Annotated in this window: 15 protein-coding genes, 1 tRNA gene, 1 pseudogene and 1 riboswitch; of the genes and pseudogenes, 5 read left to right on the plus strand and 12 right to left on the minus strand. The window is 70.1% G+C overall.

Annotated features, from left to right (window positions below):
• Nucleotides 1-425: pseudogene (locus VB734_RS01955) on the minus strand (hypothetical protein); the annotation flags it as partial.
• Between the two features lie 64 nt (nucleotides 426-489).
• On the opposite strand from VB734_RS01955, the gene VB734_RS01960 reads away from it, so the two are divergent.
• The gene (locus VB734_RS01960) at nucleotides 490-702 is read left to right on the plus strand and encodes a hypothetical protein (protein ID WP_322781990.1); all 213 of its coding nucleotides are present in this window, start codon (nucleotides 490-492) and stop codon (nucleotides 700-702) included.
• A gap of 83 nt (nucleotides 703-785) precedes the next feature.
• Nucleotides 786-2,195, plus strand: a complete 1,410-nt coding sequence (gene glmM, locus VB734_RS01965; protein ID WP_197167168.1) for a phosphoglucosamine mutase — start codon at nucleotides 786-788, stop codon at nucleotides 2,193-2,195.
• Here the strand turns inward: glmM and VB734_RS01970 are convergent.
• The 4 genes from VB734_RS01970 to VB734_RS01985 are packed head-to-tail and all read right to left on the minus strand — an operon-like array spanning nucleotide 2,182 to nucleotide 6,552.
• Nucleotides 2,182-3,189 carry an N-acetylglucosamine kinase gene (locus tag VB734_RS01970; protein ID WP_197166292.1) on the minus strand — a complete coding sequence of 336 codons (1,008 nt, stop codon included), beginning with the start codon at nucleotides 3,187-3,189 and terminating at the stop codon, nucleotides 2,182-2,184. The genes glmM and VB734_RS01970 overlap by 14 nt on opposite strands.
• Nucleotides 3,182-4,525, minus strand: coding sequence for an IctB family putative bicarbonate transporter (locus VB734_RS01975; protein WP_197166290.1), 1,344 nt, complete (start codon nucleotides 4,523-4,525; stop codon nucleotides 3,182-3,184). Before VB734_RS01975 ends, VB734_RS01970 begins: the two co-directional genes overlap by 8 nt.
• A complete protein-coding gene (gene trmB / locus VB734_RS01980; RefSeq protein WP_231594896.1) occupies nucleotides 4,525-5,238 on the minus strand; it encodes a tRNA (guanosine(46)-N7)-methyltransferase TrmB in 714 nt (237 codons plus the stop codon). Before trmB ends, VB734_RS01975 begins: the two co-directional genes overlap by 1 nt.
• 3 nt (nucleotides 5,239-5,241) lie before the next feature.
• Complete coding sequence (locus tag VB734_RS01985; RefSeq protein WP_197166288.1) at nucleotides 5,242-6,552, minus strand: FIST signal transduction protein; 1,311 nt, start codon at nucleotides 6,550-6,552, stop codon at nucleotides 5,242-5,244.
• Nucleotides 6,553-6,610: 58 nt separating this feature from the next.
• Here VB734_RS01985 and VB734_RS01990 point away from each other — a divergent pair, with 58 nt between their 5' ends.
• Both VB734_RS01990 and VB734_RS01995 read left to right on the plus strand, forming a co-directional pair.
• Entirely contained in the window at nucleotides 6,611-7,225 is a 615-nt protein-coding gene (locus VB734_RS01990) for a DUF3177 family protein (RefSeq protein ID WP_197166287.1), read from the plus strand.
• Nucleotides 7,225-7,545: a hypothetical protein gene (locus tag VB734_RS01995; protein WP_197166286.1), complete on the plus strand. Its 321-nt coding sequence runs from the start codon at nucleotides 7,225-7,227 to the stop codon at nucleotides 7,543-7,545. Before VB734_RS01990 ends, VB734_RS01995 begins: the two co-directional genes overlap by 1 nt.
• A gap of 30 nt (nucleotides 7,546-7,575) precedes the next feature.
• Here VB734_RS01995 and ileS read toward each other — a convergent pair whose 3' ends face one another.
• The gene (gene ileS, locus VB734_RS02000; protein ID WP_197166284.1) at nucleotides 7,576-10,599 is read right to left on the minus strand and encodes an isoleucine--tRNA ligase; all 3,024 of its coding nucleotides are present in this window, start codon (nucleotides 10,597-10,599) and stop codon (nucleotides 7,576-7,578) included.
• A 43-nt stretch (nucleotides 10,600-10,642) separates the two neighbouring features.
• The gene (locus VB734_RS02005; RefSeq protein WP_322781989.1) at nucleotides 10,643-11,479 is read right to left on the minus strand and encodes a Ycf66 family protein; all 837 of its coding nucleotides are present in this window, start codon (nucleotides 11,477-11,479) and stop codon (nucleotides 10,643-10,645) included.
• 54 nt (nucleotides 11,480-11,533) lie between these two features.
• On the opposite strand from VB734_RS02005, the gene VB734_RS02010 reads away from it, so the two are divergent.
• Nucleotides 11,534-11,615: transfer RNA gene (locus tag VB734_RS02010), tRNA-Leu, on the plus strand.
• Between the two features lie 8 nt (nucleotides 11,616-11,623).
• Here VB734_RS02010 and VB734_RS02015 read toward each other — a convergent pair.
• The 5 genes from VB734_RS02015 to VB734_RS02035 form a co-directional block, all read right to left on the minus strand.
• Nucleotides 11,624-12,229, minus strand: a complete 606-nt coding sequence (locus VB734_RS02015; protein WP_197166280.1) for a HupE/UreJ family protein — start codon at nucleotides 12,227-12,229, stop codon at nucleotides 11,624-11,626.
• Between the two features lie 24 nt (nucleotides 12,230-12,253).
• A riboswitch (cobalamin riboswitch) is annotated at nucleotides 12,254-12,428 on the minus strand.
• A 127-nt stretch (nucleotides 12,429-12,555) separates the two neighbouring features.
• Nucleotides 12,556-13,761 carry an alanine/ornithine racemase family PLP-dependent enzyme gene (locus VB734_RS02020; RefSeq protein ID WP_197166278.1) on the minus strand — a complete coding sequence of 402 codons (1,206 nt, stop codon included), beginning with the start codon at nucleotides 13,759-13,761 and terminating at the stop codon, nucleotides 12,556-12,558.
• Nucleotides 13,758-14,876: a DUF1611 domain-containing protein gene (locus VB734_RS02025; RefSeq protein WP_197166276.1), complete on the minus strand. Its 1,119-nt coding sequence runs from the start codon at nucleotides 14,874-14,876 to the stop codon at nucleotides 13,758-13,760. The genes VB734_RS02020 and VB734_RS02025 overlap by 4 nt, the downstream gene beginning before the upstream one ends.
• Before the next feature lie 145 nt (nucleotides 14,877-15,021).
• Nucleotides 15,022-15,675 (minus strand): ParB-like protein, encoded by a 654-nt coding sequence (locus VB734_RS02030; protein ID WP_197166275.1) that lies wholly within the window; start codon nucleotides 15,673-15,675, stop codon nucleotides 15,022-15,024.
• Nucleotides 15,676-15,687: 12 nt separating this feature from the next.
• Nucleotides 15,688-15,939: a Nif11-like leader peptide family natural product precursor gene (locus VB734_RS02035; RefSeq protein ID WP_231594895.1), complete on the minus strand. Its 252-nt coding sequence runs from the start codon at nucleotides 15,937-15,939 to the stop codon at nucleotides 15,688-15,690.
• Nucleotides 15,940-16,029 lie beyond the last annotated feature (90 nt).

Consider the following 16,029-nt stretch of genomic DNA (forward strand, 5'->3'; position numbering starts at 1 on the left):
GGGTCCTCACGGCCCAGGGAATACAGCGCGTCGGCGCTGGGGGGCGCCTGCGGGAACCGTTGCAGCAGCTCCTTCCACTCGGATGTGGCCGACAGGCCCTGGGCTTCCCGGGCCAGAGCCGCACGCTTCAGCGCCACAGGGGCCAGCGGGCCAGGCCCCCAGCCCTGTCCCTGCAGCAGCCGGCTCTGGCGGGATGGGTCGTCGCTGCTGCCGGCGGGCAGCAGCAGCAGGCTGGCCTCCCGGCGCCGCTCGGGATCGGGATCCCAGCGGCGGATCCTCTCCAGACTGAGAGCCGAGGTCTCGGGGGTGAGCAAAGACCGTTGCAGGAGCAGTTGGCGCCCCAGTAGCAGGAGTGCGGCGCTGCCCGCCACGGTGAGGGCCAGGGTCAGCGGCCCGCGGCGGCCGGCAGGGGACGGGTTCGGCACGGACAGGGCGGGGCAGGCCGCTGGGGCTTTGGCATTCTGGGGTTCGCCTCTCCCGGTTAGGCCTTTGCCGATCACCAGGCCCCGCTGGTCGAGCACCCTCCCCGGCGCCGCCGGGCGGCGCCGGGCTCTTCTGGTGCTCGGCGTGGCGGTGGCGGTCTATCTGCTGCGGCCGCTGGTGCCCCTGCTCTGGCTGCCGGGATGGGTGGTGGGTGGTCTGCTGCTGTGGGCGGTTGTCGAGCTGCTGCGCTGGGCCTGGTGGCCGAGGCGCTGGCGCTGAGGCTGGAGCGGGAGAGTTTGGATGCGGGAGCCGTGGTCGTGGCTGCCGATCGGCTTAGCCTGGACCCCTTCCTTCCCCCCCTGATGCTGGAGCTGGCTTCTTCCCCCATCGGTGCTCCCCTCGGGGAGGGTTGCACCGGGTTCGGCACCGACGGCATCCGGGGGCAGGTGGGCAGCCTGATCACACCGCTGCTGGCCCTGCAGATGGGCTATTGGTGCGGTCGGGTGCTGCCGCCGGAGCGCCCCGTCCTGATCGGCATGGACTCCCGCAACAGCGGGCCGATGCTGGCCGCCGCCCTCACCGCCGGTCTGACCGCCGCCGGGCGCGAGGTGTGGAATCTGGGGCTTTGCCCCACTCCCGCCGTGCCCGGCACGATCCGACGGGTCGGTGCTGCCGGTGGCCTGATGGTCTCCGCCAGCCACAATCCCCCCGGCGACAACGGCATCAAGGTCTTCGGGCCCTCCGGCGACAAGATCGACCGAACCCTGCAGGCGGCGATCGAAGCGGGGCTGCGTGGACAGGAGACGGTCACGATCCAGGCCACCGGTCTGAGCGGACCCCGCGGCTGCGGGCCGGCCCATCAGCGGGAGGATCTGCTCGAGGGTTACCGCGAAGCGTTGATCTCCAGCGTTGGCGGGCGGCGCCTCGACGGCTGCCGCATCGTGCTGGATCTCTGCTGGGGCTCAGCCACTGCCTGCGGGGCCTCGGTGTTCAGGGCCCTGGGGGCGGACCTGACTGTCCTGCACGGCGAACCCGATGGACAGCGCATCAACGTGTCCTGCGGGAGCACCCACCTGGAAGCCCTGCGCCAGGCGGTGCTGCAATCGGGTGCCGAGATGGGCTTTGCCTTCGATGGCGATGCCGACCGGATGATGGCGGTGGATGGCAAGGGCCGGGTGGTGGATGGCGACCAGGTCCTCTATCTCTGGGGCGGTGCCCTGCTGGAGAGCGGCGATCTCCCCGGCCGGCTGCTGGTGGCCACCGTCATGTCGAACCTGGGCTTCGAGAGGGCCTGGCAGGCCAGGGGCGGGTTGCTGCAGCGCACCGATGTGGGTGACCAGCACGTGCACGCCGCCATGGAAGCGAGCGGGGCCGGCCTGGGTGGGGAACAGTCGGGTCACATCCTCTCGGCCCAGCACGGCATGAGCGGCGATGGGCTGCTCACCGCCCTGCAGGTGGCCACGCTGATCCACAACGGCGGGTGTTCGCTGGCCGACTGGATGGAAGCCAGTTTCGAGCCTTACCCCCAGGCCCTGGTCAACGTCATCGTTCCCGACAGGAGCAGCCGCCAGCAGTGGCAGCGCTGCGACCCCCTGCGCCAGGCCGTTGAACAGGCCGAGACGGCCATGGCCGGCAGCGGTCGGGTGCTGGTGCGCGCCAGCGGCACCGAACCGCTGCTGCGGGTGATGGTGGAGGCGGCGGAGCAGGAGGCTGTCGATCACTGGTCGTCGCACCTGGCTGCCCTGGCCTCGGCTCACCTCAACCGGAGCTGAGCCCAGCACCGCCTGCCTCCTGCCCCAGCAGCTCTGCGGCCAGCTGCAAGGCCCCCTGGCAGGCATCTCCGCGGGGGGGGACCGGTCGTGCCTGCGGAACGACCAGTTTCAGGCTGCGCTGATACGCCGCATTGAAACGGCTGAGGTGGCCGAGGGCCCCGCCGAGGCCGCAGACGTCGCTGTCTTCGAGCCCCAGGCTCCGGGCCACGCCCGCCACCAGCTGGGCCAGGGCCCTGGCCGAGTGCTCCAGCACCGCGTTGGCGTCGGGATCCTCCGCTTCCGCCAGGGCATCGACCTCCGGGGCCAGGCGAGCGAAGCCGGCGGCTCCGAAGCCTGGATCCACCACCATCGCCTTGATCCGCTGAGGTGTCACGGGGCCGTCCCCCAGGGCGGCCCAGAGGCGGCCGCGAAAGCCGCTGTCGGGCCGGCGTCCGTCGGCCATCTCCAGCGAGAGAGCCAGGGCATCGCGGCCGATGTCGCAGGCGGAGCCTGCGCGATCCAGCAGCCAGCCCCAGCCGCCGCAGCGGTGCTCCTCCCCCCGGCTGTTGCGCCCCAGGGCGATGCAGCCGGTGCCGCTGATCACCACGATGCCCGGGCCCCCTCCGAAGGCTCCATGCAGGGCGGTGCGCTCATCACCGCTCACCAGCACATGCTGCGTGGGCAGGCCGAGGGCGGCGGCGGCGAGGCCTGTGCCGCGCTGCTGCACCGCGCTGCCCTGCTCGATGCCGCTGGCGCCAACGGCGGCCGCCTGGAGTGCTGTGGCCAGGGCATGGACCTCGCCCCTGCTGGCCGCAACGGTGCGGGCCCGCTCAAGGCTGATGCCCAGGGCGGCGCTGAAGCGCTCCTCGCCAGCGGCGGCGGCCAGATGACTCACTCCGGGCCCCTCCCCTTCGGCCAGCACCAGTAGGCTGCCGTCGCCCAGGCGGCGGGCCAGCCGGCAGATGGTGTGGGTCTGGCCGGCATCGAAGCCCGCCAGCAGGACCGGCTCATCCATCCGAGACCGCAGCCGGCAGGCTGGCCAGGCTGGCGAGGCAGAACCAGCCGGTGAGCTGGACCTCCGGGCGGAAGAAGATCGTGTCGGTGAGGCCCTGGACGCAGAGTCCCAGGATTGCCGCCACGGCCCCCAGTGCCGGCAGGGCATGGGGGTGCTCACGCCGCAGCTGGGCCAGGCCCTGGCGCAGGCTGCACTGCAGGAGGCCCAGACCCGCCAGCAGGCCGGGGATGCCCCCCTCCACGGCCAGCTCCAGAGGGATCGAGTAGGCGCTGAGGGCGTTGAACTTCGGCTGCTGGTAGAGCGGATAGATCAGGTTGAAGATCGTGTTGCCGGGGCCGATGCCGAGCCAGGGCCGGTCCTGGATCATCTGCAGCGCCGCCATCCAGACGTTGATGCGGAAGTTGTTGGAGCTGTCCTCCCGGCCTGCCACCAGGCTCAGCACCCGCACGCGCAGGGGCTCGATCTGACTCACGGCGAGCACCAGCACAAGGCCACCCCCGAGCAGCAGCATCAGGGGAAACAGCCGGCGTAGCAGCGGTGACCAGTGGCGGCTGGCCCGCAGAGCCAGCAGCAGGGCCAGGCTGCCCAGGGCCGTCACCATCCCCAGCCAGCCACCACGGCTGTAGGTGAGCAGCAGGGCCACCGCACCGATCAGCAGCGCCGAGAGGGCGTAGAGGCGGGCCATCGGGCGCCGCCAGCGCAGCAGGGCCACCGCCGCCAGGGGCAGGATCGGCAGCAGGTAGCCCGCCAGCAGATTGGGGTTGTCGAGGGTGCTGTAGATGCGCACCGTGCCTTCCGCCACCGAGTTCGGATCCGACCAGCGGGCCAGGGCGGAACTGTCGCCATAGAGCTGGCGGATGCCGATCACCGCCGTGATCAGTTCCCCGCCCAGCAGGGCCGCCACGATCCTGTCCCACCAGGGTGGAGCAGTGGCCAGAAGCTGGCGCATCAGGGCATAGACGCCCAGGTAGCTGAGCAGTTTGAGCAGGCCCTTGGCCGCGGCGGTGGGTACGGGCGAGAAGCCCGTGGCCAGCACCGCCACGGCCAGCATCACCAGCAGCCAGCCGCTGATCGGGCCGATGCGGCCGGCGGGGGTGCACAGGGCCCAGATCAGCCAGAGCAGTCCACTGGCGAGGATCAGCAGGCTCAGCCCGGCCCGGGTGACCAGCGGCAGACCCGCCATCAGAGCGCAGAGCACCAGCCCGGCCAGCAGGGGCAGATTCCTGGCCAGGGGCCCCGCTGACGCCGCGGCGAACAGGCCCTGCCAGCTCAGCAGCCAGGGCACCCGCCGCTCATGTTCCGGTGGGGCGGCGGCGTGGAGGGTGGGGGTGGACATCAGGTGCCGGCGGGGCTGGCCGTCGGATTATGGGTGGCCCCGGCCCATGGCTCCAGGGGCGGCTGGGGAGGGGCGCAGACCCGGCCGCTGCGCCGGTAGAGCACCCGGTACACCGGCAGCCCATGGGCGAGCACGATCCGCTCCCGCTCAGTCGCCACCGGCAGCGGGTTGTCACTCCGCCAGGGGCGCCCGTCCTCCTGGGGACGCAGAAACCAGCCGCTGGCTTCGCTGAGCGCCACCATCGGCTCGATCACCGACTTCACATCGCTCTGCAGAAACAGCTCGCCTCCTTCAGGCAGGGCAGCGGCCAGGGCCTGGAGCAACTCGCTCTGCAGCACCCGTCTCTTGTGGTGCCGGCTCTTGAACCAGGGGTCCGGAAACTGGATCGTCACCAGTTGAAGCCTTCCGGCCGGCAGGCCCCGCAGCCAGCTCAGCAGGCTCACATTGGCGTTGCAGGCGAGGAAGCGCAGATTGCCGCCGCCCTGCGTCTGGCGGTCGCGCTCGGCGGCCTCCACGAGGGGCCGGCGGATCTCGACCCCGAGGAAGTTCCGCTCAGGCTGGAGTGAGGCCATCGCCAGCAGAAAGCGTCCCCGGGCACTACCGATGTCGAGGTGGAGGGGGTGCTCGGGCCGCTCGAACAGCTCGATCAGGGGTGGCAGCACAAGGGGTTGCTGGTGCACCCGCGAGAGGGGGTTGACGTGCTGTCGTACCACCGCTCAAGCCTCCGGCGGCGGTTCCGCTGACGCCGCGGCGTCGGGTCGGGGCACCAGAAAGCCCCAGCTGGCCGTGTAGCCGTGCAGATACGTGCTGCCCCCCACCGGACCGATCTCTCCGTTGCAGAAGGCCCCGGCCACGGGCAGGCCTGGAAACTCCTCCTGGGCAATTCTCACGTCGCCATCGGCTTCGCCGTAGAGCCCCTTGCCCCGGCCCAGGCAGGCGAAGAGCAGGCCCGCCAGGGGGCGCGCGGAGACCATGGCCTGGCTGTGCAGCAACTGACGCAGCTCCTGACGGGACGCGTCGGCATCACGGAGCTGGAACTGCACCTGCTGGCCCACCCGCAGGCGCTCGGCCACCGCCACGGCTCCGTTGCGGGGATCCACCCCGATCAGATTCCTCACGAGAAAGGCCGTGGTCCCGGAGTCTTCGCCCCCCCCCGCAAGGTTGAAGGTGTTGCGCGCCACCCCGAGGAAGAGGGAGTGGCGCACCAGTTCCCGCTCGGCGGGGTTGAGGGTCTGAAGGATCGTCTGCAGGCAGTTCACCGGGGTGTTCTGCTGGTCGCCGCGGCTCAGCTGCAGCACCACATTGCGCTCCGCCTGCTCGATCTCGAACACCGGGCCGATCGGCCGGCAGCCCTGGGCCACCACCGGATCGATGCTCCAGCTGCCGCCGATCAGGCAGCCCACGGCACCGGTCACCACCCGGTCGTCCAGCAGCAGGGATCCATGGCTGGCGCTGTGGGGGCCGGCGATGCCCCCCACCTTGGTCAGGCCCGGAAAGGCGTAATCCAGTCCGCTGATCAGGTCGTTGATGGCCTGGCAGGTGGGGTCCACCAGCAGCAGCATGGAGTCGGCCCGCTCCGGATCGGCCCCCACCCAGTCGATCCAGGCGCGGCTGTCGCCATCGAGATCGGGCAACTGGTCGGTGTCGAGCCCGAACAGCTGCAACTCCGCCCCAGGCAGACGCAGCAGCATCACGCTCAGTGCTGGTTCCTGCTCCACTTCATGGGCCGTGCCGCTGGCGCCGGTGCCCACCACGCCACCGCCGGCGGCGCCAAGCCAGTGGCCAGCCCTCAGACGCGAGCGCAGCAGCGGCAGCAGCCGCGGCAGGTCGCTGGCATAGCTGGTGGAGCAGAACACCAGGGCCAGATCCGCCTCCCCCCGGGCCGCGGCGCCAAAGTTCCTGGCGCTGAGCTGGTCCACCACTTCGCTGACGGCGTCCTCGAGCGACGGCCGGCGTGAGAGCGCCGTGCGGCAGGAAGCCTGCTCATCACCGCGGCGGAGCCAGGAGAACAGGTGAGGCGCAGGCATTGAATGAACCTACTGGTGAAGCATGGCGCGGATAATGGCGCCTTCCCGTACCCAAGCTGTGCCCGAGACGCTGTACCGCACCCTGGTGTGGCTCGACTTCCGTCTGGCGGTGGTCTTCACCCTGGGTCTGCCTCTGGTGCTGCTGGTCTGGGCGGCGTGGCGGCGCGAGGGGGCGTTGCTGCGGCTGATGGGCATCTACTGGAAGGTGGCCAGTCTGCTGGCGATCGCCGTGCTGTTGTTCGTCGACGCCCGGCCCCTGGCCTATCCGCTGATGATCGTGGCGAAACTGCTGATGGTGGCGTCGCTCTGGTTCTGGGTGGATCTGAACGAGGAACTGGCCGATCTGCCCCCCTGGCGGGCCCTGCCGCTCACGCTGCGCAGCTGGCGCTGGGCGCTCACGGCCCTTGGACTGCTGGGGGCTGGTCTTGGTGTGGGCGCCATGGGCTGTGGCCTGGGAGCGGCCGGCAGCACCTTCTGCCAGACCTGGCTCGAGGCCCCGCGGCGCCTGCACGGTGTGGCCGCTCAGGTGTTCTCCTTCGTGTTCGGCGCCGACCTCACCCCCACCCTCACCGCCTTCTTCGGCTACCTGGCGCTGGTGGCGTATGTGGTGGGTCTGCTGCAGTGGATCCTGGTGCGTCTGCCCCGGCAGGGGCGTGTGGCGGGAGGGTTCTGATGACCATCAGCCTCCTCGGCCGGCTCGAAGCGATCAGCCGCGGCCGCCCCGACCGGGTCCTGCGCCTGCGGGGCACCCTCCCGGCGCCTGTGGGTGAAGGGGATGACGGGATCGGCGAGCCGTTCGAACTGTTGATCTTTCGAGGCTTTTCCAGCAGCGTGACCCATCCCACTGACTTCGATCCCGACCAGCCCGCCCTGCCCGAGGGCGCCAGCCTCGAGAGTGCCGAGCTGCTGCAGGGGCCCCTGGATCCCGCTGCTGAACGGATCCTGGTCGGACCTGTCGATCCCGGGCACTTCCTCGATCCAGCCCACTGGTGAGCCGGAGCGTGGCGCCTGTGGTGCCTGCCCTCAGCCCTCCAGCACGGCCACGCAGCGGCCGCAGAGGCTGGGGTGGGAGGCATGGGAGCCGATGTCGGTCTCCACGTGCCAGCAGCGCTCGCATTTTCGACCTTCGGCGCGGGCGATGCGCACGGTGATGCCCTCTTCGCAGGCTTCGGCCAGGGGATCGGCCAGAGCCGGGTCGCCGGGGTCACGCCGCTCCAGCCGCGAGACGATCAGCCAGTCGGCCAGGTTGTCAACGGAGGGATGGGGGCTGGCCTCCAGCACCTCCAGCGCGGCCCGGAGAGCTGCGGCACGGTCGCTGGTTCCCAGGTCCAGCTCCACCCGGGCCTCGAGGGAGGCCCCCAGATCAGCCGTGGTCCGGCAGTTCTCCAGCTGGCGGTTCACCTGCCCGCGCAGGTCCAGCAGGGGCCGGAGGGGCTCCACAAGGGACGCCTGACCCCAGGTGGCCGGTGCGGTGGGCCAGCCCCGCTCGAAAACCGAGCGCTCCTTCACGGGATACGGCAGGTTCTGCCAGATGTCCTCGGCCATGTGGCAGAGCACCGGTGCGATCAGGCCGGCCAGACGCTCCACCACCAGAGCCAGCACGGTCTGGCAGCTGCGGCGGCGGAAGTCGCCGGCCCCGCTCACATAGAGCCGGTCCTTGGCGATGTCGAGATACACGTTGGAGAGATCCGCCACGCAGAAGTTCTGCAGCGCCTGGAAGAAGCGGTAGAACTCGTAACGTTCGAAATCGGCGCTCACCGCCTCGATCAGGCTGGCGGTGCGCTCCAGCATCCAGCGGTCCAGCAGCGGCAGATCAGCGATCGCCACCGCATCACCCCCTTCCGCCGCCGGCCTTGGGTCGAAGTCGTGCAGGTTGCCCAGCAGGTAGCGGGCCGTGTTGCGCACCTTGCGCGTCACATCGGCCAGTTGCCTGACAATGCCCGGCCCCAGGGGCACATCGGCGGAGTAATCCACCGAACTCACCCACAGCCGCAGGACATCGGCGCCGTAGGCGGGCTGCTGCTTCTCGTTCCTGCCGCCCTCCACCAGCACGGCCGGATCGACCACGTTGCCCAGGGATTTGCTCATCTTGCGGCCCTTCTCATCGAGGGTGAAGCCGTGGGTGAGCACCCGGCTGTAAGGGGCGTGGCCATTGACGGCCACGGAGGTGAGCAGGCTGCTCTGGAACCAGCCCCGGTGCTGGTCGGAGCCTTCCAGGTAGAGATCGGCCGGATAGCGCAGGGGAGTGGTCTCAGCGGCTGCTGAGGGGTCCCCGGAGGCCACGCCGCCTGACCCGTCTCCCTGATCCTGATCTCCTCGACGGTTCAGTCCGCCCAGCACTCCGGCCCAGGAGGAGCCGGAATCGAACCACACATCCATCGTGTCGGTGCCCTTGCGCCACTGGTCCGCCTCGGCGGCGAAGGAAGGCGGCAGAAGCTCGGCCTCGCCTCTCTCCCACCACACATCGGAGCCGTACTCGGCGATCAGAGCCTCGACGTGGGCGAGGGTGTCGGCATTGAGCAGGGTCTCGCCGGTTTCCCGGTGGTAAAAAACGGGGATGGGCACGCCCCAGGTCCGTTGGCGGCTGATGCACCAGTCGCCGCGGTCGCGCACCATCGCCTCGATGCGGTTGCGGCCGCTGGCGGGCAGCCAGTCCACGGCGGCGATCGCGTCGAGGGCCTGGGAGCGGAAGCCCTCCACCGAGGCGAACCACTGCTCGGTGGCGCGGAAGATCGTTGGCTTCTTCGTGCGCCAGTCGTAGGGGTAGCGGTGCGCGTAGGGCTCGTGGCGCAGCAGGGCGCCGGCGGTCTCGAGGGCGGAGATGATCGCCGGGTTGGCATCCTTGAGCACGTTGAGGCCGGCGAAGGGGCCGGCTTCCGCCGTGAGGGTTCCCCCCTCATCGACCGGGCAGAGCACGGGCAGTCCGGCCTTGCGGCCGGTGTTGAAGTCGTCGACACCGTGGCCCGGGGCCGTGTGGACCAGGCCGGTGCCCGCCTCGGTCGTGATGTAATCGCCGCCGATCACCACCGGGCTGGTGCGATCGAAGAGGGGGTGGCGGTACTCGACCCCTTCCAGCTCCGAGCCCCTGAGGGTGAGCAGGGGTTCCAGCTCCAGCTGGAGGGTGCTGCGCAGGCTCTCCACCAGGGAAGCGGCCACGATCAGGTGGCGGCTGGTGCGATAGCCGTTGGTCCCGTGATCGCCCACGCGGCAGAGGGCGTACTCCAGCGAGGCATTCACCGACACCGCCAGGTTGGCGGGAAGGGTCCAGGGGGTGGTGGTCCAGATCGCCACCGCCAGATCGCCAGCCGCCGGTGTGGTGGCCGCCTCGGCGCGGGTGAGGCCGAGGGCTGTGAGCCTGGCGCCCAGACCACCCGGCAGGGCCACCACCGGAAAGGCCACGTAGATGCTGGGGGACGTGTGGCCGTCGGGGTATTCCAGTTCCGCCTCGGCCAGGGCTGTGCGGGAGCTAGGGCTCCAGTGCACCGGCTTGAGACCCCGGTAGATGTGACCGGCGAGCACCATCCGGCCGAAGACACCGATCTGGGCGGCCTCGTAATCCCTGTTCAGGGTCAGGTAGGGCTGCTCCCAGTCGGCCCAGATGCCCCAGCGCCTGAAGCCCGCCTTCTGGTGCTCCACCTGCTCGAGGGCGTAGGCGTGGGCGCGGCGCCGCAGGTCGATCGGGGTCAGCGCCGAGCGCTCCGCGCTCGAGAGGCTCTGCAGCACCTTGAGCTCGATCGGCAGCCCATGGCAATCCCAGCCAGGCACGAAGCGGGCCCGCCGGCCGCGCAGCAGGGCGTACTTGTTGAGGATGTCCTTGAGGATCTTGTTGAGGGCATGGCCCACATGCAAGGGGCCGTTGGCGTACGGGGGACCGTCGTGAAGGGTGAACACCTCACCGGGATTGCCGCGGCTGAGCCGCTTGTAGAGGTCCAGCTCAGCCCAGAACGCCTGCAGCTCCGGTTCACGGGTTTTCGCGTTCGCCCGCATCGAGAAGGGCGTCTGCAGCAGGTTGAGGGTGTCCTTGTAGGAGACCGGGCTGGCTGTCACGGCGCCGTAGGGGGCAGCAAGGGCGAATTATCGACCCCAGCCCTCAGGGACTCCCCGGTGACACCTCCTCATCCGTGGGTGTGGGTTCCGCATCCGTGGGCGTGGGATCCGCTGGCGGCTGGGTCTCGAGCGGGGTGTCCTCGTGATCACGGTCCGCTGTGCTCTCCCCAGGGGGCTCTTCGCCGCCGCCGGCCGCCCCGTCGCTGGCCGGTGTGGCTTCGGCTTCCGCCTGGTCCTGGGAACTCCCGCCCTGGTCCGCGCCGGGGCTCGCTGCTCCGGCCTGCTCGATCAACTGCTCGATCAACTGCTCGATCTCGGCGAACGACTCGACCGTGGTCACCTCCTCGTCGCTGGCGTCGCTGCTGATGGGCTCCTCAGGCTCCGAGGCCTCCTCTGGGGTCTCGGTTTCTGACACCTCAGCCGTGTCAGTGGCTCCGGGCTCCGGGCGAACCCAGCGTTTGCTGGTCTCGCGGGCCTTGGCGCTGGCGTCACGCCGCTCCTGCAGCCAGGTCAGCAGTCCCCCCAGTGTCGATCCCGCCAGGCTGATCAGCCGCATCAGGGCGGCGGCCAGCTGCTGCAGGCTGGTGCGCCAGCGCTCGACACCCGTGAGGCGCACCTGCTCGTCGCAGCTGAGCTGGCGCCAGCGGCCCAGGCCCACCTCCACGCTGAGACGGCCGATCAGCAGGCCGCCGCAGAGTACGGCCAGCATCGGTGCCCCGCTGAGCCTATCGGCGCTGGTGACGAGCACCAGCCCCAGGATCAGCACCAGAGCTCCCCAGACCGAATCCCGGGGGCGGCTGAGCTCGGGCACCAGCAGGGGCAGCAGCAGCACCAGCAGACCGGCAAGGAGTGCCAGGGATCCACCGAGGGTGGCGAGCATGGCGGCAGAGGCGGCGGTGGGGCCATTCTGAGCCGCTCGATACAGTCGGCTCACGCCCACCTGGCGGAATTGGTAGACGCGCTGGTTTTAGGTACCAGTGGCTTCGGTCGTGGGGGTTCAAGTCCCCCGGTGGGCATCGCTGAATCAGCGCAGCATCAGGGCCAGTGGCGCCAGGGCCACCAGGCCACCGCCGAGGGCCAGGGCCAGGGCCAGGCGGGTGGTGACGGTCCGAGGCAGACGGCGCAGCACCACGACGGTCGTGCCGCTCACCAGCAGTGAGCCGACGAAGGCCCCCAGCCACCAGGAGAGGGAGGTCTGATCGCTGGGCGCTTCCAGTCCGTGCAGCATGGCGTGCACGGCCACGGCGGCGGCCACCACCCCTCCCCAGAGACTCAGACGCGCGCTGGAGCCCTGCCTCTCGGCCCAGAGGATCGAGCCGGCCACGGCGGTGATGGCGAGGGCCGCGAGCAGCTCGCCGAAGGGCAGGCTGCCGCCCATGGCTCCGAACAGGCCACCGGCGACGGCGCCCACCAGGGCCCAGATCAGCAGGCTCGAGGAGATGGCGGCGGAGGCGGCACCAACGCCGATCAACAGCAGCAGGTGGTCGAGACCTGCGAGGGGATGAAGGAAGCCTGAGCCGAGGCCCCCATGGGCAAAGCCGTGGGCCTGGACCGGCTGGGCGGCCAGGGCGAAGGCCACGGCGGACAGGCCGGTGTAGAGCACCAGGGTGCTGCTGGGGAATCTGCTCATTGAGGGGGAACGGTCCGCGCCGGGGGTTTGGTGAACTGAGACGGCGAGCGTTCTGACTGAGGGGCGTCTCCGCGGGGGAGCCCCATCACAGCTGCGGGACAGTGCCGGATTCGACGGGGACCGCAAGGCCCCATCACACCGAACTTTCCTCCTTGCCTCCAGGGTGTGAACCGCTGGAACCGTCCTTGTCATTCTGGACCTTTCCGGCGGGCCTGGCTGCCCATGGTGTGAATGGGGAGGGCCGTGTCCGCTGGCACGGTCCGTGGCCATGCAGCGCACAGTCGCCAAGGCGGCCGCTGCCTAGCTTTCGCCCCATGGACATGTCTTCAATCCCTGCTGCGGCCGCTATGGCCGAGCCGATCGGGCTTCTCCCCCGAGGGGTCTGTCTCGATGAGCCCTGGGCGTCGGGGCAGCGCAAGCGCTACCTGGCCAGCCTGGACCCGGCATCCGCGGCCGCTCCGGCCGGACATCGTCCCGACCAGGGTGCGGGCCACGAAGGGTGAGGTCATCGCCCGCAGCAGCGCGCTGTAGTTGAGATCAAAGACCAGTTCGGTCCCCACCGGCACGGCGACGGAGCCGGTGTCAAGCACCAGATGGTCACTGCTGGCGCCCAGCAGGGTCATCCCCCGCGGCAGCGTCAGTCCCGCCGCATCCACATCCTGCAGGCCGAGGGCCAGCAGCACGCGCCAGCGGTCGCCCCGGTCCACCCGTGCGGGTGGAGAGCCGAAGGCGCCCTGCTGGCAGTCTCCCCAGGGCAGGGTGGGCTTGCGGTTCGATTCGATCACCTCCGCCACCAGGCGGAAGGCTCTGGTGCAGAGCCCCTGGATGGGGCGGCGCTGGAGGGGTTCGCGGCCCAGCAGGATCGCCTCCCCCAGGCGCAGGTTGTTGATCCTGCCCACCGTTCCCCCATCCAGCAGCCAGGGGAGGTTGGCGGAGTTCCCGCCCGACACCAGCGGCAGCACGATGCCGAAGGAGGCCTCCAGGGCCGTGGCCAGGCCGGACAGCTGGGCCATCGAGGTCTCCGAGGGAACCACGCCGTTCTGGCAGGCCAGGTTGGCGCCCAGACCGATCAGGTCCAGTCCGGGCAGGCCCAGCAGGCCGGCGGCGATTCCCTCCAGCCGCTCCGGCAGGATTCCCTCGCGCAGATCACCCAGTTCCACCATCAGGATCACGCCGTGGCGGTGGTTCTGGGCGATCGCCGCCGCCGAGAGCATCGCCAGCACGGCGGGCTCGGTGTTCAGGCTGATGTCGGCCTGGGCCACCACCTGCTGCACCTGGCTCGGCATGGGTGAGCGGATCAGGGTCAACGGCAGGCTCACGCCGGCGCGGCGCAGCGCGGCGATCGTTTCGAGGCGCGGTTCGCCGATTCCGCTTACCCCGGCCGCGGCCAGCACGGTGGCCACCTGCGGCAGCCCCAGGGTGGCCTTGGTCACGGCAGTGACCGACACACCGCGGGCGCGGAGGCGATCCACCAGGCTGCGGGCGTTGTGGCCAATCCTGTCGAGGCGGATCTCCAGCCTCGGTGCCGTCAAGAGGTGAGGGTGGCAGGCGTGGGTTGGAGTTCCGGGAAGGCACCGACCACCATCTCCACCAGGCGCTCGGGGGAGCGGGTGAGCGCATCGGTGGCGGGCAGCCCCAGCTCGATCCCGTAGAGCGCGATCGCCGCCGTGACCTCCGCTTCGCTCATGGCTTCGTGGTTGAGGCACAGGCCGATCACGCGCGTGGGCGCGAAGCTTTCGATCAGGGCGATCTCGCTGGAGGGCGATGGCATCGGGATCGCCGGGAAGTCGCTGAGCCAGGGCCGCTTCGGGGCGTGCTGCAGGATCACCGCCTGGGGCCTGGCACCCCGCAGGATGTAGGTGGAACTGAGGTAGGCCGGGTGGCTGAGCGCGCCCTGGCCTTCGATCACGATCACGTCGGGATGCTCCGCCTCGTAGGCCTCGATCACCGTGGCCTCCACCTCGCCGGAGGCGTACTGGCAGGGAATGGCGTCGAGCGCGACGCCATGGCGGGCGCCCTGCATCAGTCCGGTCTGTCCCGTGCCCACCATCACGGCCCTGATGCCGGCGTCGTTCAGGGCCTGCGTGAGGATCACGGCGGTGGTGCGCTTGCCGATGGCTCCATCGGTTCCGAGCACGGCGATCCTGCGGCAGGGCAGGGTGTCGATGCGGCCGCTGAACAGGCGCAGGTCGCACGGGCTGGGTGGCCGGCGCACATCGGTGATGCTCACCTGGTGGGCCGCTGCCGCCGCGGCGAACTCGGCATCGTCGTTGAGGAATTCGTGCAGTCCATTGATCAGGTGCAGGCCGGCGCTGATCGCCTGGAGCAGCACCCTGCGCTCAGGGGGTGCGAGCCTGCCGCTGGCCGGGGCCATGCCGAAGATGAGCCGATCGGCAGGCCCCCCGGGCAGGGCCAGGGCCGCGGCCAGATCGGTGCAGATGGGGATGCCGTTGGCCACGCCATCCAGCACGACGCCGGAATCCATCCCGGCCTTGTGGCTGTCGATCACGCTGAGGATGCGGTAGCTCGGCGAATGGCGCACGAGCCCGTTGGCGGTCTTGCCGTCGATCAGGCCGAAGTTGGCCTCGCAGTAAATGATTGCCGTGGGAATCGGCGGCAGGCCGAGGCCTTGCAGAGCCTTGGACATCCGGGTGCACTCCTTGTTCGAGCTCAGAGGAGGCGACCGAATGGTCCGCTCGGACCGGATCGAAGCGGGGATACCAGAGGTCTCCGCTAAGGGGGGACGAGAGATTTCACCCTAGGCCGGCTCTTCTGCATCCGGTTGGATCTGCTCAGCCCTTCCAGCCGGCCAGCCGCGAGGCCGCCGCGGAGCGGGCCAGAGCCCGGGCCGCCGGCAGGGCCGGCTCGAGACAGAGGGAGCTGAAGGGGGGCAGACAGCGGCTGCGCAGCCAGGCTCCCCAGCGGAATTCGTGAAAGGGGATCAGCGGCGCCGGCGCGATCACCTTCTCCTGTTTCAGCTTCCAGACCAGGCTGCGGTAGGGGTCATCGTCAAGGTTCAGAAGGCTCTGGGGCAGCCGTTCGGGAGGCCAGGGGCCCTGGCCACGGCCGTCGTGCAGGTAGAGCCAGCCGCGCTGGGCCAGGGCCTCCAGCGCCGCGCCAGGGTCATGGCTGGCCAGCTGCAGGATCACGTAGCCGAAGGCGGTGGCGCCGGGCTCGAGCTCCAGCAGACCGCGCAGGCGATGGTGGCGGTCCACCATCCACAGAGCGCCACTGGCGTCACGCACCAGGGGAACGGGCTTCTGCCGCAGGTAACGCCGCCGTTCCTTGGGCGTTTCTGAGGCGAAATCCGCCTGGCGATGGCGGATCTCGGCCAGGCCGATGCAGAGCTGGCAGGGCCTCAGTCCGGCCACAGGCACCGTCACCAGGTCGTCGGGGTCCGCTGGAGGAGGGGGTAGGGGCTGGTAGGGAGGAAGGTGGAGAGCCATGGCAGCCGTGGCTCAGCGCAGCTGATCGCGCTTGAGATGGACCCGGATCAGCTTTTCATCCATCAGCCCCAGCCTGGCCCGCGGGGCTTCATTGCAGCGGCTGAACAGCTCAAGCAAGGCCGCGGCCGAGAAGTGGTGGCCCCTCTCCCTGGCCAGTTCGGCCACCTGCTCGGCTGATTCGACGAGGTTCAGCGCTTCGCGCAGCTCCTTGTCGGAGTCGATGCGGGCAAGGAAGGCAAAGATGTCGTCGCTGTCCTGGCTCATGTCCTGCAGAGGATTCGGCGAATCCACTCTCCACCCTGGCTGGCGGAGCCCTGCCAGCCAGGGTGGACCTCCTGCGGAGGATGGAAGTGA

This window comes from Synechococcus sp. BA-124 BA4 (genome assembly GCF_034931165.1).